Here is a 17,816-nt window from a genome sequence, read left to right as displayed (position 1 = left end):
TTCCTCGCCCGGGCGTCACCCCTCCTGACCCCATCCGACCCGGAAGGCCACCATGGGACTCTCGTTCGACGGCCTGGCATCGGGCCTCGACACGACCGCCATCATCGACGCCCTCATGGACGTCCAGGCGATCCCCCGCACGCTCCTCAAGGCCAAGATCGACGACAAGGGCGTTGTCATCACGCAGCTGCAGAGCCTGAACACGTCGCTGCAGAGCCTGTTCACCGCCGCCGGCAAGGCCGCCGCACCCGGCGCGCTCGCCGCGTTCACCGCCACCAGTTCGAGCGACGCCGTGCGCGTCACGGGCGGCGCGGACGCCAGGGCGACCGCGACCGACATCGTGGTCGATCGCGTCGCGACCGCGCAGACCGTCGTGACCGCCGCGCACACCGCATGGCCTGACGAGCCGCCCGTGCTCACGCTCGTGAACGCGCAGGGCGAGCGCGTCGAGGTCACCGCGGCCTCGACGTCGATGGCCGATGTCGCCCGCGCGATCGAGGGCGCCGGCTTCGGCGTCTCGGCCAGCGCCGTCGCCGCGGGCACGGACGCCTCCGGCGCCGCCCTGTACCGTCTGCAGCTCACGGCCGGCGAGACGGGCGCCGCCGGCGCGTTCACTGTGTACCGCGGCGACGCGGCGTCCGTCGACGCGGGCACGGCGACGGACCTGGCGGCCGAGACGGGCGCGGCGACCGTGACCACCGCCGCCGACGCGCAGGTGCGCCTGTGGGCCGGCACGGCGGCCGAGCAGGTCGTGACCTCGTCGACCAACACGTTCACGGGTCTGCTGCCGGGTGTCGACGTCACCGTGTCGAAGGCATCGGCCGATCCGGTGACCGTCACCGTCGCGGCCAACGCCGAGGCGCGTGCGAAGACCGCCGGCGACTTCGTCGCGCAGATCGCCGCGCTCCTCAAGGGCATCGACAACGGCAGCAAGGCGACCGTCGCCGACGGCGCGGGCGAGGAGACCACGCTCGGCGTGTTCACCGGCGACAGCACCGTGCGCGCACTGCGGCACGCCCTCGCCGATGCGGTGCAGCACCCGGTGGACGGCGTCTCGCCCTCCTCCATCGGCATCTCGATCGACCGCTACGGCGTGCTCACGTTCGACGCCGAGAAGTTCACGGCCGCCATGGCGGAGGACCCCGCCGCGGTCGAGAAGGTCTTCACCGGGATGGCGGGGCGCGTCGAGACGACGGCGGAGCAGTACTCCGACCGCTACGACGGCCTGCTCACGGCGCGGATCACGGGCCAGCAGAGCGAGGTCGGCTCGCTCGAGGACCAGATCGACCGCTGGGACATCCGACTCGAGCAGCGCCGCGCCACGCTCGAGCGCACCTACGCGCGCCTCGAGACGATGCTCTCGCAGATGCAGAGCCAGTCGTCGTACCTCACGTCGCAGCTGGCTTCGCTGCCGACCATGTCGAGCCAGGGAGGCCAGTCATGACCATCGCGTTCCCGATGCAGAGCGCCCGTCCTGGCGCGGCCCAGCTGCGCGCCGCTCAGGTCCGGTACCAGGCCGACGCCGTCATGTCGGCGCCGCCGGAGCGGCTCGTCACGATGCTGTACGACCGGCTCGTGCTCGACCTCGAACGCGGGGAGGCCGCCCAGCTCGCCGGCGACTGGCAGGAGGCGAACTCCCAGCTGCAGCACGCCCAGGCGATCGTCGCCGAGCTCACCGCGTCGCTCACGGACGCGTGGGAGGGAAGCGCGGGCCTGCGAGCGCTGTACGCATTCGTGACGACGACGCTCGTCGGCGCCAACGTGGGGCGCGACCCGCAGCGCACGCGCCAGTGCCTCGATCTCGTCGCCCCGCTGCGAGACGCGTGGCATGAGGCGGCGCAGCAGCTCGCCGCCCCGGGTGCCGCCGCGGCGTTCCCGACGGACGCCAGTGCCTGAGCGATCCACCGAGGCGGCCGTCGCCGAATGGACGGCGCTGCTCGACCGCTTCGAGGCCGATCTGCGCGAGCCATCCCCCGGGGTCTGGGGCGAGGCCGCCTCACCGCTGCCCCCCGAGCTCGCCCCCCGCGCGCGCCGCGTGCTCGCCGCGCAGCGCGAGCACATCCAGCGACTCGAGCGCGAGCGCGACGAGACCCTCGGTCACCTGGCGGCGCTGCGGCGGATCCCCGCCGACATCGGCGAGCGTCCCGCCTACCTCGACCTCGACGGCTGACTCGGCCTCTCGGCTAACGCGCTCCGCGCGGGTGCCGATAGAGCACAGTGAGCACGGATCGCTCACCACCCAAGGCCACGGATCGGCCGGACCACAGACCATCGGGAAGCCACGGTTCGTGTTCGATTCAGTCACCATCAACGCGCTCACGAGTGCGCTCGACGGCCTCTCCCTGCGGCAGCGCGCGATCGCGGACAACATCGCGAACGTCAACACCCCCGGCTATCACGCCAAGCGCGTGCAGTTCGAGGAGGCCCTCGCCGCCTCGGCGAACGAGGGGTCGGGACGCGTCGCCGCGACGACGGCCGAGTCGCTCGAGCCCACGCGCCTGAACGGCAACAACGTCAACCTCGACACCGAGACGCTCTCGAGCATCGACACCGTGCTGCGCTACCAGTTCGCGACGCAGGCGATCGGCGGATCCTTCTCGTCCGTCCGCACGGCGCTGAGGACGACGTCATGACGTTCGACGCGATCGGCATCGCCGGCACCGGCCTGACCGTGCACCGCAAGTGGCTCGACGCCATCAGCGACAACATCGCCAACGTCAACACCGCCGCGGCGACCGACGGGGCCGCGTTCCAGCAGCGCTACGTCCTCGTCGAGAACGGCTCCGACTCTCCCGGCGTCTTCGTCGCCGGCGTCGAGCTCGGCGACGCCGAGGGCCGGCTCGTGCACCAGCCCGATCACCCGCTCGCGGATGCCGACGGCTACGTCCGCTACCCGGACATCGACCTGGGCGACCAGATGAGCCAGCTGATCCTCGCCCAGCGGGGCTATGAGGCGAGCGCCGCGGTCGTCGACCGCGCCAAGACCACGTACGAGGCCGCCTTGCAGATCGGACGCAGCTGATGCCCATCTCCCCCGTCCTCCCGGTCGGCGGCGCGACCGGCATCGCGCCGCTCGCGCCCACCGCGCCGACGCGTCCCGCCGACCAGACGCAGTTCGCGTCCGCGGTCACCGGCGCCGTCGACGAGCTGCAGCAGCTGCAGTCGACGTCGAACGAGCTCGCCGTCGCGGCCGTCACCGGCGACCTCACCGACATCCACTCCGCGATGATCGCCTCCACGCGCGCCTCCGTGACGCTCGAGCTCGTCGCGGCCGTGCGCAACAAGGGCGTCGAGGCGTTCACCGAGATCATGAGGATGCAGGCCTGATGCCGCAGGCGGTCACGGGGGTCTTCCAGCGCCTGGGCGCCGCGGTGCGCGGGTTCACGCTCGCGCAGCGGACGATCGCCATCATCGGCGTCGCGGTGCTCGCGATGGGCGCGATCGCGCTCGGGACCTGGCTCACCCGCCCCCAGCTCGCTCCCCTGTTCACCGGGCTGACGGCATCCGACGCGAACGCCGTCGTCGAGCAGCTGCGCGGCGCCGGCGTCCCCTACGAGCTCGTGGACGGCGGCGCGACCGTGCTGGTGCCGCAGGAGCAGGTCTACGACCAGCGCCTCGTCGCCGCGTCGGCCGGGCTTCCCAGCGAGAGCGCCGACGGCTACACGCTGCTCGACGACATGGGCGTGACGACGAGCGAGTTCCAGCAGTCGGTCACCTACAAGCGTGCGATCGAGGGCGAGCTCGCCCGCACGATCAGCTCCCTCGACGGGGTCGGCGCCGCCTCGGTGCAGCTCGCGATCCCCGAGGAGAGCGTGTTCGTGTCGGAGACCGTGGATCCGACCGCCTCCGTCTTCGTCGAGACGCAGGGCGGGACGACGCTCTCGCCCCAGCAGGTCGAGGCGATCATCCACCTCACCTCCGCCGCGATCACCGGCATGAAGGCCGAGAACGTCGCCGTGATCGACCAGGCGGGCCAGACGCTGTCGGCCGTCGGCGTCGGCACGAGCGGCAGCACGGGCCAGCAGGCCAGCGAGTACGAGCAGCGCGTGGCCGGCAGCATCCAGCAGATGCTCGACCGCGTCGTCGGCGCCGGCAAGGCGACCGTGACCGTCGCGGCCGAGCTGTCGAACGAGACGAGCGAGCGCACCTCCGAGACCTACACGAACCCCGAGGGCGCACCGCCGAGCACCGAGCAGACGAAGACCGAGAGCTACACCGGCGGCGCGGGCGGCACCGGCGTGCTCGGGCCCGACAACATCGCGGTGCCCGAGGGCGACGGCGGCGGCAGCTACGAGTCCACCGAGACGACGCGCAACAACGTCGTCAACCGCGAGACGGAGACGGTCACCACCCCCGCCGGCGGGATCACCCGGCAGACGGTGTCGGTCGCGGTGGACGCCGATGCCGCCGCCGGGATGGATGCCGCGACGCTCGAGGACCTCGTCGCCACGGCCGCCGGGTTCGACGCGCAGCGCGGCGACCAGGTCACCGTCGAGCTCGTCGCGTTCAGCACCGTCGGCGCCGACGCCGCCCAGCAGGCGCTGCTCGAGGCGAAGCAGGCGGAGGAAGCCGAGCGGATGGACGAGCTGATGCGCACGATGCTGATCGCCGGTGCGATCGCCGTGCCGCTGATCGCGGCCGTGGTGGTCTTCGCGATCCGCAGTCGCCGTCGCACCCCGGTCGCCGAGCCGGCGCCGTTCGAGCTGACCGCCGAGACGCTGCTGCTGAGCCAGCCCGACCCCGAGCCGGTCGCCGCCGCCCCCGTCCCCACCCCCATCGAGTCGGCGCCGACCGCCAGGTTGCACCTCGACCCGGAGCCCGAGCCGGAGGACGAGCCGGATCAGCTCGTGCTCGAGCGCCAGCGCACCGAGCTCGAGGCGCTCGCGCGGCGCGACCCACAGAAGACCGCCGAGGTGCTGCGCACCCTCATGGCCGACACGGTCGACGCATGACGACGCTGAGCGGGCCGCAGACCGCGGCGGTGGTGATGATGAACCTCGATCGCGCGCGGGCGGTCGAGGTCATGAAGCACCTCAGCGAAAGCGAGGCCGAGGCCATCGCGGCCGAGATCATCCGGATGCGCCGCCTCGACACGGGGGCGACGGCGCGGGCCCTGCGGCAGTTCCACCGCATCGCGTCGGGGCGCATCGCCCCCGGGCGCGGTGGCCGGGACGTCGCCGCGGGCCTGCTCGAGGCGTCCTTCGGCTCGGAGCGCGCCGCGGGCGTGCTCACGCGCGTGAACTCGTCGATGGCGGGCACGTCGCTGGAGTTCCTCAACGCCGCCGACCCGGCCCAGCTCGCCACCCTGCTCGAGGCCGAGCTGCCGCAGACGATCGCGCTGGTGCTCGCCCACCTGCGCACCAACCACGCGGCCGAGGTGCTCGCGGCGCTCGCCGACCCGCTGCGCACCGACGTCGCCCACGCCATCGCCACCATGGGAACCGCCACCCAGGAGGCGATCGCCGTGGTCGCCGAGACGCTGCGTTCGCGGACCGGCGTGTTCGCGATGCGCGAGGGTGCCGAGGCGATCGGCGGCGTGCAGCCGCTCGTCGAGATCATCAACCGCTCGGACGCCACGATCGAGAAGGCGCTGCTCGCCAGCCTCGAGGACCGCGACACCGCCCTGGCGGAGGACATCCGGTCGCGGATGGTGACGTTCGCCGACATCGTCAAGCTCGAGGACCGCGACGCGCAGCGCGTGCTGCGCGGCGTCGACATCCGCACGCTCGCGCTTTCCCTCAAGGGCGTCAACCAGGCGATCGCGGACGTCATCCGCAAGAACGTCTCCGAGCGCAACCGCGAGGTGCTCGACGACGAGCTGCGCACGATGGGCCCCGTCCGGATGTCGCAGGTCGAAGAGGCGCGATCCGAGATCGTGCGCACGATCCGCGCCCTGACCGCCGCCGGCGAGATCACGGTGCACCGCGCGGACGAGGACGAGATTGTCTACTGAGCGGCCGGGCGCCGGCGCGGCGTCACGGTTCACGGCGGCGGTGTTCCCCCGGATCGCGGGGCGCAGCGCCGAGCTCGAGCGCGAGTTCGAGGCGGCCCGCGTGCGCGGCTACGCGGCCGGGTATGCGGAGGGGATGCGTGCGGCCGCGGAGGCTGCGGCGCTCCTGCGCGAGGAGATCGACCGCGACCGCGAGGAGGAGCGGGTCGCCGCGCAGCAGCGGATCGCGCACGCGGTCGACGCGCTCGAGGCGGCGGCCGGCAGCCTCGCCGAGCACGAGCGCCGGCTGGCGGCGACCAGCCAGCTCACGCTGGAAAGCCTGGCGATCGAACTCGCCGAGGCCGTGATCGGGCGCGAGCTCGCGGCGGTCGACGACTCGGCGCGCGCGGCGGTGGCACGCATCCTGGCCGTCGTCGATCCGGCGGACATCCGCCGGCTGCGCCTTCACCCCGCCGACCTCGACGCGGTGACGGCCCTCGGGGCGGCGCCCGAGGGGCTCGTGCTCTCCCCCGACGCCGGGCTCGCCCGTGGCGATGCGGTCGCCGACATCGCCGACGGCTCGGTGGACGCCCGCATCGGCGCCGCGCTCGACCGCGCCCGCGCGGCCCTCGAGGGGGCGTCATGAGCTGGGGCGCCGTGCTGGAGGCGGTGCGGCCCGAGCGGATCGGGACGGTCTCCGAGGTGCGCGGGCTGGGGGCCGAGGTGCGCGGGCTCACGGGTGCCGTGGGCGACGTCGTGATCCTCGGCGACGGCGTCGCGGCCGAGATCGTCGCGACCACCCCCGAGGGCCTGCGCTGCATGCCGCTCGGCACGGTCGTCGGCCTCACCGCGGGAGCACCCGCGCGCGCGACCGGCGGCCCGCTGCGCGTGCCCACGGGCCGCGCGCTGCTCGGGCGCGTGCTCGACGGGCTCGGCCGGCCGATCGACGGGCGCGGCCCGCTCGACGCACCGCGCGCGACGCTCGATGCGGAACCGCCCTCCGCGATGGGGCGTGCGCGCATCGACGTGCCCCTGTCGATGGGCGTGCGCGCGATCGATGCGCTCGCGACGGTCGGGCGTGGGCAGCGGATGGGCCTGTTCGCCGGTTCCGGCGTCGGCAAGTCCTCGCTCATGTCGATGATCGCCCGCGGCACCGACGCCGAGGTGAACGTCATCGCGCTCGTCGGCGAGCGCGGGCGCGAGGTGCGCGAGTTCCTCGAGGACGACCTGGGCCCCGCGGGCCTCGCCCGATCGGTCGTCGTCGTCTCCACGTCCGATCAGCCGGCGATGACCCGGCTGCGTGCCGCGTTCACCGCGACGAGGATCGCCGAGGCGTTCCGCGACGACGGGGCGCACGTGGTGCTGATGATGGACTCCCTCACCCGCGTCGCGATGGCGCAGCGCGAGATCGGGCTGTCGGCTGGCGAGCCGCCGGCGACGCGCGGCTATCCGCCGTCCACGTTCTCGGTGCTCGCGCGACTGCTCGAGCGCGCCGGGACAGGAGCCACCGGATCCGTCACCGGGCTGTACACGGTGCTCGTCGACGGCGACGACCACAACGAGCCGATCGCCGACGCCGCCCGGTCGATCCTCGACGGGCACATCGTCCTCGACCGCGCCCTCGCCCTCATGGGGCATCACCCGGCGATCGACGTGCTGTCCTCCGTGTCGCGTGTCGCCGGCAAGATCACGACCGCCGAGCAGCGGCGCCTGGCGACGACCCTGCGCAGCGTGCTCGCCGCCCGTCGCACGGCGAACGACCTCATCGACATCGGGGCGTACCAGCCCGGCGCGAACCCCAAGGTCGATGCCGCCGTCGCCAACGAGCGGCAGATCGCCTCCTTCCTCACCCAGTCGCTGGATGAGACGTGCCCCGCCCCCGAGGCGTGGCGCGCGCTCGCCCAGATCGTCACCTCGTTCGGAGATGTGTCATGAGCGGATTCCCCCTCGCCGGCCTGCTGCGCCTGCGCGGCATCCAGGAGCGCGCCGCCGCCGAGCGGCTTTCGCGCGCGCAGATCGCGGCCCGCCAGACCGAGGCGCGGGAGCGTCGCACGCGCGCCGCCCTCGCCGACGGCGGCGAGCAGGCGGTGGACGTACGCACGATGGCGGCCCTCGCCGCGTCGCGCGCCGCGAGCCGGGCGCAGCTGAGCGAGCTGTCGGCGCTCGCCAGCGAGCAGGATGCCGCCCTGGGCGAGGCGCGGCGCGAGCACTCGGATGCGAAGAGGCAGGCGCGCGGGCTCGAGAAGCTCGAGGTCGCCCACCTCCAGCGCGAACGCGCCCGCGAGCTGCAGGCCGAGCAGGCGGCGCTCGACGAGATCGCGACCGGACGCTGGAAGCGGGGTGCCGCGTGAGCCTCGCGTCCGCCGCCGACCGGATCGGCGCCATCCAGACGATGATCCAGTACCTCGCCTCGCCGCTGACCGCCGCGGCGACGGCGGCGACGGCCACCACCTCCGCGTCGACCGGCGCATCCGCGACCACCGCGACCGACTTCGCCCGCGTGCTGCGCGAGGCCGCGAGCCCCGCCGCCGACGGATCCGTCACGGGCACGGACGTCGTCGAGCAGGCGAAGCAGTACCTCGGCGTGCCGTACGTCTTCGGCGGTGAGGACGCGTCGGGGATGGACTGCTCGGGTCTCGTGCAGCGTGTGCTCGCCGACCTCGGCATCGACGTGCCCCGCGTTGTGCAGGACCAGGCCGACATCGGCACCGAGGTGCCGTCGCTCACCGAGGCGCTGCCGGGCGATCTCCTCGTCACGCAGGGCGAGGGCCACATCGTCATCTACGCCGGGGACGGCAAGATCATCCACGCCCCGCGCCCCGGCAAGGACGTCCAGCTCGTCGACAACTACCTGTCCGACGCAGAGATCTCGACCATCCGCCGCGTCGTCCCCGCCGAGGCACCCGCCGTGGCGCCTGTCGCGCAGACCGACGGCGCGGCCGAACTGCTCTCGGCCATGCAGGGCCTGTTCGCCGCGCAGACGTCCGGGCTGCCGCAGGGCCTCACCCAGGGGCTGCTCGCCACGCAGGCGTCCGCGCTGCCGCAGGGGCTGCTGTCGTGACGCTGATCGGCCTGCTCGCACCGGCACCCTCCGCCGCGCGACCCGCGACCGCATCCGCGGCGGCGTCGGCCTCCGCCGATCCGGCCTCCGCATTCTCCGCCGCCCTGGCAGCCGCGCTCGGCGGGGACGCGCCCGCGCCCGAGCCGGCGCCGGCACCCTCGGGGGATCAGACTCCCGCGGAGCTCGCGGAGCCGCCGGTGGACGCGCCCGCCGACGCCCCTGCGCTCCCCCACGTCCCGGGCCTGCACCTTCCCGCGGAGCCGCCCGCGGAGCCGCCCGCGGAGCCCGCGCCCCCGGCCGAGTCGGTGCCGAACGGCCACGACGCCCCGCCGGAAGGGCCCCTCGACGCCGATGCTGCCGCGACCGCGCTCAGCGGCGCACCACTTGCGGTGCCGAGCGGCCCCTCCACCGCCGCGGAAGGGCCGATCCGCACCGAATCGCCGGTCGCCGCACCGTCCGGCACGGCCCCGGCCGCGGCGCCCGTGTCGGCCTCGGTGCCCGCGCCTGCCGTGGCCCCGGTGCCGACGCCCGTCGCGGCGCCCGCGCCCGCCGCAGCGCCGACCCCGTCCGCGCCCGCGGCATCCGTTCCCGCGGCATCCGCCCCCGTCGCCCCCACGGCATCCACGCCCGCAACCCCTGCGGCCCCCGCCACGCCCGCGGCGCCCGCGTCGCCGGTGGCCGCAGCGCCGGCGCCCGCGACGTACGCTCCCGCGGCTCCCGTCGATCCCACGGCTCCCGCCTCCGGCCCCGTGACCCTCGCCGTCGCTGCGGCGGCCCCTGTCGAGGCCGAGCCCTCCCCGCGCCCCGACGCCCTGCCCACCCCCGCAGCGACCGATGCCGCACCGGTGGAGGCTGCAGCGCCCGGACAGGCCGCCCCCGTCGACGCTCCGCCGCGGATCGCCGCGGCGCCCGCCGCCGCCCCTCCCGTTCCCGCGGCCCCGACCCCACGGCCGTTGGCCCCGCAGCTCGCCGCCCCCGTGCTCGCGTTCGCGCAGGCGCCGGACGGCGACCACCGGATCACCGTCGCGGTCTCCCCCGACGACCTCGGCCCCGTGACCGTGCGCGCGTACATCGCCGGCGACACGATGCGCATCGAGCTGTCTGCGCCGACGGAGACCGGGCGCGACGCGATCCGGCACATCCTGACCGACCTGCGACGCGACCTCGCGGCCGCCGCCCCGCACGCGAGCCTGTCGCTCACGACGGGCGACACCGGATCCGGCTCCTCGCCGCAGGGCCACTCCGCAGGCCAGGCGGGCCCCGACTCCGGCGCCGCGCCGCGCGATCCGAGCCGCGATCCCGGGCGCGGGACCGGATCCGGCTCGCACCCGGCACCCCGAGACGCGGCACCGGCTCATCCCGACCCGCTGCTTCCCGACCCGGGCGCGCCCGCGTCGCTCGACCTGCTCGCCTGAAGAGAGGATCCAATGCCCTCCGTCGACCCCGTCGCCGCCACCGGTCTCTACACGCAGAGCGAGATCGCGCCCACCGGGCGCAAGCAGTCGCTCGACTCGGAGGTCTTCCTTCAGCTGCTCGTCGCGCAGCTGAAGAACCAGGATCCGAGCTCGCCGATGAACACGAACGAGATGATCGCGCAGACCACCCAGCTCGCGATGATGGAGCAGCTCACCGCGATGGCCGAGACGTCGACCGAGACGTTCGCCCTCACGATGCGGCAGACCGCGTCGGACCTCGTCGGCCGTCAGGCGTCGTATCTCGACGCCGACGGCAAGGAGCACACCGGCCTCGTCACCTCCGTGTCCTTCGCCGGCGCCACCCCGCAGGTGCTGTTCGGCGACGTGTCCGTCCCCCTCGACGCCGTCTCGGGCGTCGTCGCCCCCACGACCGCCTGATCCTCGGGCCCCACCACCTCCCCCACACGAAAGAAGCCAGCCATGCTCCGCGCTCTCTACTCCGGCATCTCGGGTCTCCGCTCGCACCAGACGATGCTCGACGTCACCGGCAACAACATCGCCAACGTCAACACCACGGCCTTCAAGGGCTCGTCGGTCGAGTTCCAGGACACCCTGTCGCAGCTTGTCCGCAACTCCACGCTGCCGCAGGATGACGCCGGCGGCAGCAACCCCGCCCAGGTGGGCCTCGGCGTGCAGGTCGCGGCGATCTCGACGAACTTCGCGCAGGGCGCCGCCCAGTCCACCGGCGTGCCGACGCACCTGATGATCGCCGGCGACGGCTTCTTCGTCGTCCGCTCGGGCGCCGAGACCGGCTACACCCGCAACGGCGCGTTCTCGTTCGACGCGGAGGGCCGGATGATCACCTCCGACGGCGGCTTCGTGCAGGGCTGGACCGCCCAGGACGGCGTCATCGCGCCGGGCGCGGGCACCGGCAACATCACGCTGCCCGTCGGCGCGGTCTCCGGCGCGGTCGCGACGTCCTCCGCGCGCGTGACCGGCAACCTCCCCTCCGACGCCGCGCTCGGGTCGGAGATCGTGCGCGACGTCACGGTGTACGACGCCGAGGGGACGGCCGACACGCTCGCACTGACGTTCACGCGCACGGCCGGCGGCTGGAGCGTCGCCACCGACGGCGGCGCCACGACGGACCTCGCGTTCACCGACGGTGAGCTCACCGCCGGCGGCACGCTGGCCGCGGGTCCGATCACGATCGACCTGTCGGCCCTGACCGGCTACGCCGAGCTGTCCACGGTGGCGATCACCGAGCAGGACGGCCGGGAGGCCGGCACCCTGCAGTCGTACGCGCTCTCGGAGGACGGCAGCCTCGTGGGGACCTTCAGCAACGGCGAGACCCAGGTGCTCGCGCGCGTCGCGCTCGCCACCTTCGTCAACCCCGCGGGCCTCGAGAAGGCCGGATCGTCGCAGTACCGTCCGACCGTCAACTCGGGTCAGGCGGCGATCGGCGAGGCCGGCGTCGACGGCATGGGCAAGCTCATCAGCGGCGCGCTCGAGATGTCGAACGTCGACCTGTCCCAGGAGTTCACGAACCTCATCGTCGCCCAGCGCGGGTTCCAGGCGAACGCGCGCATCATCACCACGAGCGACGAGGTGCTCCAGGAGCTCACCAACCTGAAGCGCTGACGCATCGCGCCCCATAGGCTCGCGGCATGAGACGCACGAGAGCGACCGCCGTCGTGGGTGTGACGGCCCTCGCTCTCGTGGTCTCGGGCTGCGCGGTGGTCGATCACGTCGTCTGGGGCGCGGACGGCGCCGCGGTCATCCGCACGACCGAGCGGTTCATCGATGCGGCCGCGGCAGGCGACGGCGCGTCGGTCGTGTGCGACGGCCACCACCCCGAGCTCCGCGAACCGGAGGACTGGGCCGGGATGTCGGCGGAGGAGCCCGAGGGCTTCCACGCCGAGTTCTGGGCGGATCAGGCGCCGCTCGAGCCGTCCTGGATCATCAGCCTGTCCCTGCCTGACGAGAGGGTGGCACCCGGCTCGGAGCACCCGGGCGACGTGTTCTACCGGGAGACGGATGACGAGCTGTGCGTCGTCGACGTCGCCTGGTCGACGGTCCTCGGCTGACGCCCGGCGTGGGCGCCCGGGTCAGTCGGTCTCGTCCTCCCGGCTCAGGTCCTCGAGCACCTCGAAGGGCGACTCGAGGTCGCCGCGCCACGCCTCGACGCCCTCGCGGATGGCGAGGACCGCGACGACGAGGGCGGCGACCGAATCGGCCCACACCCATCCGAACAGCGCGTTCAGCAGCAGGCCGATGAGGACCGTGCCCGACAGGTAGATGCACAGCAAGAGCTGAGTGGCATCCGCCTGCACACTGCGTGAACCGAGCTCGCGCCCGGTGCGGAACTCGAGCCACGCGAGCCCCGGCATCACGACGAGGCTGGCCACGGCGATCCCGATGCCGAGCGGGCTGTGGTCGGGTTCGCGGATGCCGCTGAGCGCGAGGATGGCATCGACCGTGACGTAGGCGGCGAGGGCGAAGAACGCGGCGCCGATGATCCGCACGGCGGGTCGCTCCCAGCGTTCCGGATCGCGGCGGGTGAACTGCCACGCGATCACCGCCGCCGAAGCGACCTCGATCACCGAGTCGAGGCCGAAGCCGATGAGCGCCGCAGAGGACGCGATCGCCCCCGCGGTGAGCGCGACGGCCGCCTCGACGATGTTCCAGGCGATCGTGAAGAAGACGATGAACCGCACCCTCCGGTGCAGCGCGGCGCGCCGCTGGTCGGTGAGCGCGGCGGTCATGCGGCGCTTCCCGCCGCGCCGCAGCAGCCGGGCACGGCGCACGCCGGATCCGCGCACGCGACGTCGTCGCGCACCGCGAGCGTCACGTCGATGACGGCCGTCAGCGCCGCCTTCAGGTGCGGGTCGGCGATCTCGTACCGGGTCCGCCGTCCCTCCGGCTCGGCGGCGATGATCCCGCAGCCGCGCAGACAGGACAGGTGGTTCGACACGTTCGTGCGCGACAGGTCGAGGTCGGCCGCGAGCTGCGCGGGGTATCCCGGCGCATCGAGCAGCGCGAGCAGGATGCGGGCACGGGTGGGGTCGGCCATCGCCCGTCCCAGCCGGTGCATGACGTCGACGCATGAGGCAATGGTCAGCATGCGCTGACTATACATCAAACGCTGACCAGACCACGACTCCGCGGTTCGCGCACGGCGCGAGCGCCGGGCCACGTCTAACGCGCTCCGCCGACCGGCCGACAGTGACCTCTGACGGACCAGGACGGGCCGTCCGCACCGCACCCCAGGACGGGGTGCGCGCACTCTCCAGGATGGAGCTCATGATCGTCGTCACGCGCCTGAACCGCACTCGGTTCGCAGTGAACCCTGACCTCATCGAGCGCATCCATGCGTCGCCCGACACGACGCTCGTCCTCGTCGACGGCGCGACGTTCATCGTCCTGGAGTCGATGGACGAGGTGATCGACCGCATCGGCGCCTACCGCGCGCGCATCCTCGCGACGGCGGCGGATGTCCGCGCGGCCGGCACCGCCGCGGCAGGACTCTCGGAGGTGAGCGGCTGATGGATCCCGCATTCCTGATCGGCATCGTCCTCGCGTTCGGCTCGCTGTACGCGATGATCACGCTCGAGCACGCGAGCCTCGGCGCGCTCTTCCTTCCCGCACCGATGATCCTCGTGTTCGGCGGCACCATCGCGGTGGGCATCGCGAGCGCCACGATGCGCGACGCCCTGAGCGCCGTGAAGGCGCTTCCCCGCGCGCTGCGCGGCGACCGCCGCACGGCCTCCGCCGTGATCGAGCAGATCGTCGGCTACGCCGAGAAGGCCCGCGCCGAGGGCCTGCTGTCGCTCGAGCAGCTCGCACCCGACGCCGACGACCCGTTCGTGCGCCAGGCGCTGCAGAGCATCGCGGACGGCACCGACGCCGAGGAGCTGCGGATGGTCCTGGAGGACGAGATCTCCTCCGCCGCCGCGCGCAACCGGACCGCCTCGAAGTTCTTCGCGACGCTGGGCGGCTACGCCCCCACGGTCGGCATCATCGGCACCGTCGTCTCGCTCACGCACGTGCTCGAGCAGCTCGACACCCCCGACACGCTCGGCCCGATGATCGCCAGTGCGTTCGTCGCCACCCTGTGGGGCCTGCTGTCGGCGAACTTCATGTGGCTGCCGATCGGCAACCGGCTGCAGCGCCTTGCCGAGCTCGAGCTCGAGCGGATGACGCTGGTCATGGAGGGGATGCTGGCGGTGCAGGCCGGAAGCCCGCCGCACCATGTGGGCGAGCGCCTGCAGGCCCTGGTCTCCGATCGGTCGGCCGGCAAGGGCGCCGCCAAGCGCGAGAGCGCCCCCGCCCCGGAGACGGTGGACGCATGAGCGTCCGCCGCGGCGGACGGCGTCACGCGGCGGAGCACTCCTCGGGTGGTCACGACGGGCCCGACGAGCGCTGGATGGCGTCGTACCTCGACATGGTGACGGTGCTGATGTGCCTGTTCATCGTGCTGTTCGCCATGTCGAGCGTCGACCAGCAGAAGTTCGACGCGCTGCGCGACTCGCTCGCGACGGGCTTCGGGCAGGAGCCGAGCGACGACGTCGACCTGTCGGGCCTCGTGCTGCCGCCCGAGCTGCGTGCGGAGGACGCCGGGCACGCCGCCGACGTGAATCTGACCGCGGCGCGCGCGGAACTCGACGACCTCGAGGCGCTGCGGGATCGCCTGAAGGCGGCACTCGAGGAGGGCGGCCTCGCCGGCACCGCCGAGTTCACGATCGACGACCGCGGCCTCACCATCGGCCTGATCGGCGCCGAGACGTTCTTCGCCACCAACAGCGTCGAGCTGAGCGGCAAGGCGGTCGCCGTGCTCGACGCGCTCACCCCGACCCTCGCCGATGCCCCGAACGAGATCTCGGTGGAGGGCCACGCCGATCGCCGCGACCCCGGGGCTCCGTTCCCCACCAACTGGGAGCTGTCCTCCGGGCGCGCCACCCAGGTGCTGCGTCACCTCGTCGAGGCCGGCGGCCTCGCGGGCGATCACGTGCAGGCCGTCGGCTTCGGCTCCATGCGGCCGATCGCCGAGGGCGACGACCCGGACGCCCTCGCCCGCAACCGGCGCGTCGACATCGTGGTCCTCTCCGACGCGGATGAGGAGGTGCGCGCCCTGCTCCCCGAGCTCGTCGCCGACGAGCACTCCTGACCGGTTCGTCACCCCCTCCCGCGCGAGCGCGCGCGAACCGGATCTGCCACGGCCGCCTTACGCGTGCCCTCCGTCGCCCGATAGTCGGGTTCGTGACGATCGAGGAGCACGCGATGGCCGCCGTGGCGACGAGTGGCTCCGCCGTGCCCTCGCGCGCGATCGACGCGTCCGAGGTCGAGGTCTACGACTTCGGCCGGCCCGCGACCCTCGCTCGCGAGCACGCGCGCTCGCTCGAGGTCGCGTTCGAGGCGTTCGCACGGCAGTGGGCGACGCAGCTGACGGACAAGATCCGGATCCGCGCGCAGGTCGGTCTCGAGAGCGTGAGCATGCACACGTACGGCGAGTACGCGGGCTCCCTGCCGTCGATGACGGCCATCGTGGTGTGTGCCGTGCCCGCCACGGAGCAGCGCGCGATCGTGCAGTTCCCGCTGTCCGCCGCCCTGTCGTGGATCATCCAGCTCGTCGGCGGACGTCCGGTCGATGCGACGGACGAGCGACCGCTCACGCCGATCGAGCAGGCGCTCATCCGGCACGTCATGTCGGACGTGCTCGACAACCTCTCGCACGCGCTCGGCGGCATGTTCCCGCGCGGGCTGACCGTTGCCGGCATCCAGTACAGCCCCCAGTTCGCCCAGCTCGCCTCCGCCGGCGACCTCGTGATCGCCGCCCGCTTCTCGCTGCGCACCGGAGACCGCGTGTCCGCCGCGAGCGTTATGCTTCCCGCCGGCCCCGTGCTCGAGCGCCTCGAGAGCACCCGCCCCGTCGAATCCGCGGACACCGCGCCGGCGCGCATCCGCCGCCAGGTCGAGGACACCCCGATCGAGCTCGCCCTGCGCCTCGTGGCCCGGCCCGTCCACCCCGCCGAGGTGCTGGGGCTCGCCGTCGGCGACCTCATCAGGCTGCCGCACGCCCACGACCGGCCCCTCGAGCTCGTGGCGGGCAACGTGCCCGTCGCCGCGGCGGCCGTCGGCACCAGCGGCGCGCGCCTCGCGTGCGTCATCACCTCCCTCCCCGCGCCTGCCGAGCCGTCGATGCGGCCCGGCGCAGCCCACCCCGTCTCAGAGGAGCCCCGGTGACCATCACCGCCCACGAGTCCGCCGTCGCCGCGGCCTTCGCGTCCCGGATGCCGACGACCGCCGAGATCAGCGCCCGCGCGTCGCACGCCTCGGGTGACACCGGCGACGCCGTCATCGCCCGCTACGTGGGCGAGACGAGCGCCGAGCTGGCGGCGCTCATCCTCGATCCCGGCGCTCTGTCGGACGGCGTCCCCACCGCGTCGCTGAGCGACCGCCTGCACGACGCGATCGACGCCGCGGCGGCGACGCTCGGGCCCGGCGTGCTCAGCGAGGCGACCGTCGGCGACGCGTCGGCGCTGTTCTCGCACCCGCAGGCGCAGATCTTCGACCTGCAGGATGAGACGGGGCGCGCGATCGGGCGCCTCGCGGTGCGCGTCACGCGCAGCGCCCCCGACACGGGCTCGCTATCGTCGCGCCGTCTGCAGCGGATCGCCGGCATCGAGATGGACCTCACCGTCGAGATCGGACGCACGCGGATGGCCGTTCGCGACGTGCTCGACCTCACGCCGGGCCGGGTCGTCGAGCTCGACCGCTCGGCCGGTGCGCCGGCGGACATCAAGCTCAACGGCCGCCTCATCGCGCACGGTGAGATCGTCGTCGTCGACCAGGACTACGCGGTGCGCATCACGCGGATCCTCGAGAACACCGGGGTCTGAGCTGGACGATCTGCTGCTTGCCCTGCGCGTCGCGGTCTCGCTCGCGGCGGTGCTCGGCGCGCTCTGGTTCCTGCAGCGCCGCCTCACGCGCGGCGGGATCGGCAGGCCGCGCCGCGACAAGGCCATCACTGTGCTCTCGCGCCAGGGGCTCGGCGGCAAGGCGCAGCTCGTTGTGGTCGAGGTCGAGCAGACCCGCTACGTGCTCGGAGTGACCGAGCAGGGCGTCTCTGTCATCGACCGAACCCGCTCCCCGGAGCCCCTCGCCGATCCCTCACCGGAGGAGGCGACGGACGTCGTCAGCGAGTTCGAGCGCCTGCTCGCCGAGACCGCCTCCCGCGCGCCGGAGGCCGAGCGCGTGCCGCAGCCCGAGCGGGCCGCGGATCCCGAGACCGCACCGCTGCGCCGCGACCGGCGTCCCCGCGCGGAGGCCGCGGCAGACCCGCTGCAGGGCTCCATCCTGTCTCCCGCGACGTGGCGTCAGACGGCGCAGGCACTGCGCCGCGGCCGATGAG

Annotated in this window: 24 protein-coding genes; 22 read left to right on the top strand and 2 right to left on the bottom strand. The window is 73.6% G+C overall.

Features of this window, described 5'->3' with window-relative positions; genetic code table 11:
* Positions 1-52 precede the first annotated feature (52 nt).
* The 16 genes from fliD to ABD161_RS08585 all read left to right on the top strand — a co-directional run bounded on the left by fliD (position 53) and on the right by ABD161_RS08585 (position 12,492).
* The gene (fliD, locus tag ABD161_RS08660; RefSeq protein ID WP_344001576.1) at positions 53-1,444 is read left to right on the top strand and encodes a flagellar filament capping protein FliD; all 1,392 of its coding nucleotides are present in this window, start codon (positions 53-55) and stop codon (positions 1,442-1,444) included.
* Positions 1,441-1,896: a flagellar export chaperone FliS gene (gene fliS, locus ABD161_RS08655; protein WP_344001574.1), complete on the top strand. Its 456-nt coding sequence runs from the start codon at positions 1,441-1,443 to the stop codon at positions 1,894-1,896. The genes fliD and fliS overlap by 4 nt, the downstream gene beginning before the upstream one ends.
* Positions 1,889-2,170, top strand: coding sequence for a hypothetical protein (locus tag ABD161_RS08650; RefSeq protein ID WP_344001572.1), 282 nt, complete (start codon positions 1,889-1,891; stop codon positions 2,168-2,170). The genes fliS and ABD161_RS08650 overlap by 8 nt, the downstream gene beginning before the upstream one ends.
* Before the next feature lie 118 nt (positions 2,171-2,288).
* On the top strand, positions 2,289-2,633 hold the full coding sequence (locus ABD161_RS08645) for a flagellar basal body rod protein FlgB (protein ID WP_344001571.1): 345 nt from the start codon (positions 2,289-2,291) through the stop codon (positions 2,631-2,633).
* Positions 2,630-3,022: a flagellar basal body rod protein FlgC gene (locus ABD161_RS08640; RefSeq protein ID WP_344001570.1), complete on the top strand. Its 393-nt coding sequence runs from the start codon at positions 2,630-2,632 to the stop codon at positions 3,020-3,022. Before ABD161_RS08645 ends, ABD161_RS08640 begins: the two co-directional genes overlap by 4 nt.
* The gene (gene fliE / locus ABD161_RS08635; RefSeq protein WP_344001568.1) at positions 3,022-3,327 is read left to right on the top strand and encodes a flagellar hook-basal body complex protein FliE; all 306 of its coding nucleotides are present in this window, start codon (positions 3,022-3,024) and stop codon (positions 3,325-3,327) included. The genes ABD161_RS08640 and fliE overlap by 1 nt, the downstream gene beginning before the upstream one ends.
* On the top strand, positions 3,327-4,952 hold the full coding sequence (fliF, locus tag ABD161_RS08630) for a flagellar basal-body MS-ring/collar protein FliF (protein WP_344001566.1): 1,626 nt from the start codon (positions 3,327-3,329) through the stop codon (positions 4,950-4,952). Before fliE ends, fliF begins: the two co-directional genes overlap by 1 nt.
* Positions 4,949-5,953, top strand: a complete 1,005-nt coding sequence (gene fliG / locus ABD161_RS08625) for a flagellar motor switch protein FliG (RefSeq protein ID WP_344001564.1) — start codon at positions 4,949-4,951, stop codon at positions 5,951-5,953. The genes fliF and fliG overlap by 4 nt, the downstream gene beginning before the upstream one ends.
* Positions 5,943-6,575 carry a FliH/SctL family protein gene (locus ABD161_RS08620; protein ID WP_344001562.1) on the top strand — a complete coding sequence of 211 codons (633 nt, stop codon included), beginning with the start codon at positions 5,943-5,945 and terminating at the stop codon, positions 6,573-6,575. The genes fliG and ABD161_RS08620 overlap by 11 nt, the downstream gene beginning before the upstream one ends.
* Positions 6,572-7,864: a FliI/YscN family ATPase gene (locus ABD161_RS08615; RefSeq protein ID WP_344001560.1), complete on the top strand. Its 1,293-nt coding sequence runs from the start codon at positions 6,572-6,574 to the stop codon at positions 7,862-7,864. Before ABD161_RS08620 ends, ABD161_RS08615 begins: the two co-directional genes overlap by 4 nt.
* Positions 7,861-8,280 (top strand): hypothetical protein, encoded by a 420-nt coding sequence (locus ABD161_RS08610; protein ID WP_344001558.1) that lies wholly within the window; start codon positions 7,861-7,863, stop codon positions 8,278-8,280. Before ABD161_RS08615 ends, ABD161_RS08610 begins: the two co-directional genes overlap by 4 nt.
* On the top strand, positions 8,277-8,990 hold the full coding sequence (locus ABD161_RS08605) for a C40 family peptidase (protein ID WP_344001556.1): 714 nt from the start codon (positions 8,277-8,279) through the stop codon (positions 8,988-8,990). The genes ABD161_RS08610 and ABD161_RS08605 overlap by 4 nt, the downstream gene beginning before the upstream one ends.
* Positions 8,987-10,405, top strand: coding sequence for a flagellar hook-length control protein FliK (locus ABD161_RS08600; RefSeq protein ID WP_344001554.1), 1,419 nt, complete (start codon positions 8,987-8,989; stop codon positions 10,403-10,405). The genes ABD161_RS08605 and ABD161_RS08600 overlap by 4 nt, the downstream gene beginning before the upstream one ends.
* Positions 10,406-10,417: 12 nt before the next feature.
* Positions 10,418-10,843 (top strand): flagellar hook capping FlgD N-terminal domain-containing protein, encoded by a 426-nt coding sequence (locus ABD161_RS08595; protein ID WP_344001552.1) that lies wholly within the window; start codon positions 10,418-10,420, stop codon positions 10,841-10,843.
* 42 nt (positions 10,844-10,885) lie between these two features.
* Positions 10,886-12,046: a flagellar hook protein FlgE gene (locus tag ABD161_RS08590; protein ID WP_344001550.1), complete on the top strand. Its 1,161-nt coding sequence runs from the start codon at positions 10,886-10,888 to the stop codon at positions 12,044-12,046.
* A 26-nt stretch (positions 12,047-12,072) separates the two neighbouring features.
* Positions 12,073-12,492 carry a hypothetical protein gene (locus ABD161_RS08585; RefSeq protein ID WP_344001548.1) on the top strand — a complete coding sequence of 140 codons (420 nt, stop codon included), beginning with the start codon at positions 12,073-12,075 and terminating at the stop codon, positions 12,490-12,492.
* A 21-nt stretch (positions 12,493-12,513) separates the two neighbouring features.
* Here the strand turns inward: ABD161_RS08585 and ABD161_RS08580 are convergent, their stop codons facing one another.
* A complete protein-coding gene (locus tag ABD161_RS08580) occupies positions 12,514-13,170 on the bottom strand; it encodes a cation efflux transmembrane domain-containing protein (protein WP_344001546.1) in 657 nt (218 codons plus the stop codon).
* Positions 13,167-13,529 carry a Cd(II)/Pb(II)-sensing metalloregulatory transcriptional regulator CmtR gene (gene cmtR, locus ABD161_RS08575; protein WP_344001544.1) on the bottom strand — a complete coding sequence of 121 codons (363 nt, stop codon included), beginning with the start codon at positions 13,527-13,529 and terminating at the stop codon, positions 13,167-13,169. The genes ABD161_RS08580 and cmtR overlap by 4 nt, the downstream gene beginning before the upstream one ends.
* Positions 13,530-13,708: 179 nt before the next feature.
* Here cmtR and ABD161_RS08570 point away from each other — a divergent pair, with 179 nt between their 5' ends.
* The 6 genes from ABD161_RS08570 (at position 13,709) to ABD161_RS08545 (ending at position 17,815) form a co-directional block, all read left to right on the top strand.
* Positions 13,709-13,951, top strand: coding sequence for a flagellar FlbD family protein (locus ABD161_RS08570; RefSeq protein WP_344001542.1), 243 nt, complete (start codon positions 13,709-13,711; stop codon positions 13,949-13,951).
* On the top strand, positions 13,951-14,757 hold the full coding sequence (locus ABD161_RS08565) for a motility protein A (protein WP_344001541.1): 807 nt from the start codon (positions 13,951-13,953) through the stop codon (positions 14,755-14,757). The genes ABD161_RS08570 and ABD161_RS08565 overlap by 1 nt, the downstream gene beginning before the upstream one ends.
* Positions 14,754-15,572 (top strand): OmpA/MotB family protein, encoded by an 819-nt coding sequence (locus tag ABD161_RS08560; protein ID WP_344001539.1) that lies wholly within the window; start codon positions 14,754-14,756, stop codon positions 15,570-15,572. The genes ABD161_RS08565 and ABD161_RS08560 overlap by 4 nt, the downstream gene beginning before the upstream one ends.
* A gap of 92 nt (positions 15,573-15,664) precedes the next feature.
* Positions 15,665-16,648: a flagellar motor switch protein FliM gene (locus tag ABD161_RS08555; RefSeq protein WP_344001538.1), complete on the top strand. Its 984-nt coding sequence runs from the start codon at positions 15,665-15,667 to the stop codon at positions 16,646-16,648.
* Complete coding sequence (gene fliN / locus ABD161_RS08550) at positions 16,645-17,304, top strand: flagellar motor switch protein FliN (protein WP_344001537.1); 660 nt, start codon at positions 16,645-16,647, stop codon at positions 17,302-17,304. The genes ABD161_RS08555 and fliN overlap by 4 nt, the downstream gene beginning before the upstream one ends.
* 49 nt (positions 17,305-17,353) lie before the next feature.
* Positions 17,354-17,815, top strand: coding sequence for a FliO/MopB family protein (locus ABD161_RS08545; protein ID WP_344001535.1), 462 nt, complete (start codon positions 17,354-17,356; stop codon positions 17,813-17,815).
* Position 17,816: the final 1 nt, after the last annotated feature.

Origin of the sequence: Microbacterium paludicola, from assembly GCF_039529675.1 — a bacterium.
In the GTDB taxonomy this organism is placed as follows: Bacteria; Actinomycetota; Actinomycetes; order Actinomycetales; family Microbacteriaceae; genus Microbacterium; species Microbacterium paludicola.
This window is presented reverse-complemented; position numbering and strand designations above follow the sequence as displayed.

What these genes read in the sequence shown, in the direction of transcription:
- fliD (WP_344001576.1), top strand. Translation starts at nt 53, where the DNA reads ATGGGACTCTCGTTCGACGGCCTGGCATCGGGCCTCGACACGACCGCC.
- fliS (WP_344001574.1), top strand. Translation starts at nt 1,441, where the DNA reads ATGACCATCGCGTTCCCGATGCAGAGCGCCCGTCCTGGCGCGGCCCAG.
- ABD161_RS08640 (WP_344001570.1), top strand. Translation starts at nt 2,630, where the DNA reads ATGACGTTCGACGCGATCGGCATCGCCGGCACCGGCCTGACCGTGCAC.
- fliE (WP_344001568.1), top strand. Translation starts at nt 3,022, where the DNA reads ATGCCCATCTCCCCCGTCCTCCCGGTCGGCGGCGCGACCGGCATCGCG.
- fliF (WP_344001566.1), top strand. Translation starts at nt 3,327, where the DNA reads ATGCCGCAGGCGGTCACGGGGGTCTTCCAGCGCCTGGGCGCCGCGGTG.
- fliG (WP_344001564.1), top strand. Translation starts at nt 4,949, where the DNA reads ATGACGACGCTGAGCGGGCCGCAGACCGCGGCGGTGGTGATGATGAAC.
- ABD161_RS08615 (WP_344001560.1), top strand. Translation starts at nt 6,572, where the DNA reads ATGAGCTGGGGCGCCGTGCTGGAGGCGGTGCGGCCCGAGCGGATCGGG.
- ABD161_RS08610 (WP_344001558.1), top strand. Translation starts at nt 7,861, where the DNA reads ATGAGCGGATTCCCCCTCGCCGGCCTGCTGCGCCTGCGCGGCATCCAG.
- ABD161_RS08595 (WP_344001552.1), top strand. Translation starts at nt 10,418, where the DNA reads ATGCCCTCCGTCGACCCCGTCGCCGCCACCGGTCTCTACACGCAGAGC.
- ABD161_RS08590 (WP_344001550.1), top strand. Translation starts at nt 10,886, where the DNA reads ATGCTCCGCGCTCTCTACTCCGGCATCTCGGGTCTCCGCTCGCACCAG.
- ABD161_RS08585 (WP_344001548.1), top strand. Translation starts at nt 12,073, where the DNA reads ATGAGACGCACGAGAGCGACCGCCGTCGTGGGTGTGACGGCCCTCGCT.
- ABD161_RS08580 (WP_344001546.1), bottom strand. Translation starts at nt 13,170, where the DNA reads ATGACCGCCGCGCTCACCGACCAGCGGCGCGCCGCGCTGCACCGGAGG.
- cmtR (WP_344001544.1), bottom strand. Translation starts at nt 13,529, where the DNA reads ATGCTGACCATTGCCTCATGCGTCGACGTCATGCACCGGCTGGGACGG.
- ABD161_RS08570 (WP_344001542.1), top strand. Translation starts at nt 13,709, where the DNA reads ATGATCGTCGTCACGCGCCTGAACCGCACTCGGTTCGCAGTGAACCCT.
- ABD161_RS08565 (WP_344001541.1), top strand. Translation starts at nt 13,951, where the DNA reads ATGGATCCCGCATTCCTGATCGGCATCGTCCTCGCGTTCGGCTCGCTG.
- ABD161_RS08560 (WP_344001539.1), top strand. Translation starts at nt 14,754, where the DNA reads ATGAGCGTCCGCCGCGGCGGACGGCGTCACGCGGCGGAGCACTCCTCG.